3 protein-coding genes are annotated in these 2,242 nt (G+C 72.8%); all 3 read left to right on the plus strand.

Translation table 11 applies throughout. The features are described from left to right. The coding region (locus VFM98_RS16440; protein WP_414709041.1) for a c-type cytochrome at positions 1-304 on the plus strand (304 nt) is incomplete at its 5' end. Continuing rightward, positions 301-1,584, plus strand: a complete 1,284-nt coding sequence (locus VFM98_RS16445; RefSeq protein WP_325110978.1) for a cytochrome c — start codon at positions 301-303, stop codon at positions 1,582-1,584. The genes VFM98_RS16440 and VFM98_RS16445, both read left to right, overlap by 4 nt. 20 nt (positions 1,585-1,604) lie before the next feature. Then, on the plus strand, positions 1,605-2,081 hold the full coding sequence (locus tag VFM98_RS16450) for a protein-tyrosine phosphatase family protein (RefSeq protein ID WP_325110979.1): 477 nt from the start codon (positions 1,605-1,607) through the stop codon (positions 2,079-2,081). The last annotated feature ends 161 nt before the right edge of the window (positions 2,082-2,242 follow it).

A 2,242-nucleotide genomic window follows, 5' to 3' on the forward strand; every position in this document is an offset into this window, starting at 1 on the left:
GCCCGACTACCTCAATGCGCAGCTCGGCGCCTGGCGCAACGGCCAGCGGCCCTCGCTGGCGCCCGACTGCATGGCGGAGATCGCCCGCCGGCTCTCGCCCGAGGACCTGTCCGCCGTCACCAGCTTCCTGGCCGCGGAGCCCCTGCCCAAGGATCCGCATCCGGCCGCCGCGCCCGGCAGCGAGCCGCCGCCGAAGAAGAAGGGCCGCAGGAGCCGCAAGGCGGCGGCCCCGCCCCCCGCGCCGGAGCCGCCGCCCATGCGCTGCGGCTCGGCCCAGCCGCCCGTGGCAGGAAGCGCCCGATGATCGTGCGGCGCGTGCTCTGGACCGTCGCCGGCCTGCTGCTGGCCCTGGCGGCTTTCGTGTGGATGTTCAACTACTGGGGCGGCGCGCGGGTGCACGACAAGCCGCCCTCGGCGCCGCCGACGCGCGAGCAGGTGGCGCGCGGCGCCTACCTCGCCCGCGCCGGCAACTGCATGCTGTGCCACACCGAGCGCGGCGGCGCGGCCTATGCGGGCGGGCGCGCGATCGAGACGCCCTTCGGCACCGTCTACGCAAGCAACATCACGCCCGACGCCGAGACCGGCATCGGCGCCTGGTCGGCCGCGCACTTCCGCCGCGCGATGCACGAGGGCCGCTCGCGCGACGGCCACCTGCTGATCCCGGCCTTCCCCTACACCCATTTCACGCGCGTGAGCGGTGCCGACGTCGACGCGCTGTTCGACTACCTGCGCAGCCTGCCGCCGGTGAACAAGCCGAACCGGCCGCACCGGCTGCGCTGGCCCTACAGCACGCAGGCGGCGCTGGCCGTGTGGCGGGCGCTGTATTTCCGCCCCGACCGCTACGAGGAGGACGCCTCGCGCACGCCGGAATGGAATCGCGGTGCCTACCTGGTGCAGGGCCTGGGCCACTGCGGCGCCTGCCACACGGCGCGCAACGCGCTGGGCGGCATGCAGGACATGCTGGACCTCTCGGGCGGGCTGATCCCGATGCAGAACTGGTACGCGCCTTCGCTCGCGACCCCCGGCGAAGCCGGCGTGGCCGATTGGCCGATCGAGGAGATCCAGCAGCTGCTGGCCACCGGCAGCGCGCCGCGCGGCACCGTGCTGGGCCCGATGGCGGAAGTGGTGCTGCACAGCACGCAGTACCTGGAGCCCTCGGACCTGCGCGCGATGGCCGTGTACCTCAAGAGCCTGCCGCCGGCGCCGGGCGACTCCGATCCGCGCGAGCTGCCGCAAGCCCCCGCGCAGATGGTTCAGCGCGGGGCGAAGATCTACGAGGACCGCTGCGCCGCCTGCCACGGCGAGCAGGGCGAGGGCGTGCCCCATGCGTATCCGGCCCTGAAGGGAAATCGCGCCGTGACGCTGCCGGTGACGGCCAACCTGGTGCAGGTGGTGCTGAATGGCGGCTTCGCGCCGGCCACGCGCGGCCAGCCGCGCCCCTTCGGCATGCCCCCCTTCGCGCCGGTGCTGTCGGATGCCGATGTCGCCGCCGTGCTCACCTACATCCGGTCGACGTGGGGCAACCGCGCCGCGCCGGTGAGCGAACTGACGGTCGCGCAGCAGCGGGCCAGCCGGCGCGAGTAGGCCGGGCCCACAATCCGCGCATGCTGCTGCGACGCGTCGAACTGCCGCCCGAAGTGCCCGGCCAGCTCTGGCTGGGGCCGATGCCCGGTCGCTTCCAGGCCTGGAACGCCTTCACGGCAGAGGCGCAGCGCTGCGGCCTGGGCCTGGTGGTGTGCCTCACGCCGCGGCCCGAGCTGGCGGAGCTCTCGCCCGACTACCACGCGGCGATCGGCGGCGGCCGGCTGCCGTTCCGCTGGCTGCAGGTGCCGATGCGCAACTTCGGCGTGCCGGAGGACCCGGCCGCGTTCCGCCGCGACGTGGCGGCCATCGCCGACACGCTGCGCGAAGGCAAGGCGGTGCTGCTGCACTGCGCCGCCGGCGTGGGCCGCACCGGCGCCGCCGCCGCCTGCGTGCTCAAGGCCCTGGGCCTGGACACGCAACAGGCCCTGCAGCGCGTGCGCGACGCCGGCTCCAACCCCCAGAACGCCGAGCAGTCGGGGCTGGTCGACTGGTTCTGAACATCCAACTGCCGGAACAGCCGGACAGCCGGAACAGCCGGACGCAAAGGACGCGAAGGTTTCGCAAAGGACGCAAAAGAAGACATTGAAGAAAGAAGACATTGAAGTTTTCTTCCTGTCTTTTTTGCGTCCTTTGCGTTTCTTCGCGTCCTTTGCGTCCG

Source organism: Ramlibacter sp., assembly GCF_035706265.1.
GTDB lineage: Bacteria > Pseudomonadota > Gammaproteobacteria > Burkholderiales > Burkholderiaceae_C > Ramlibacter.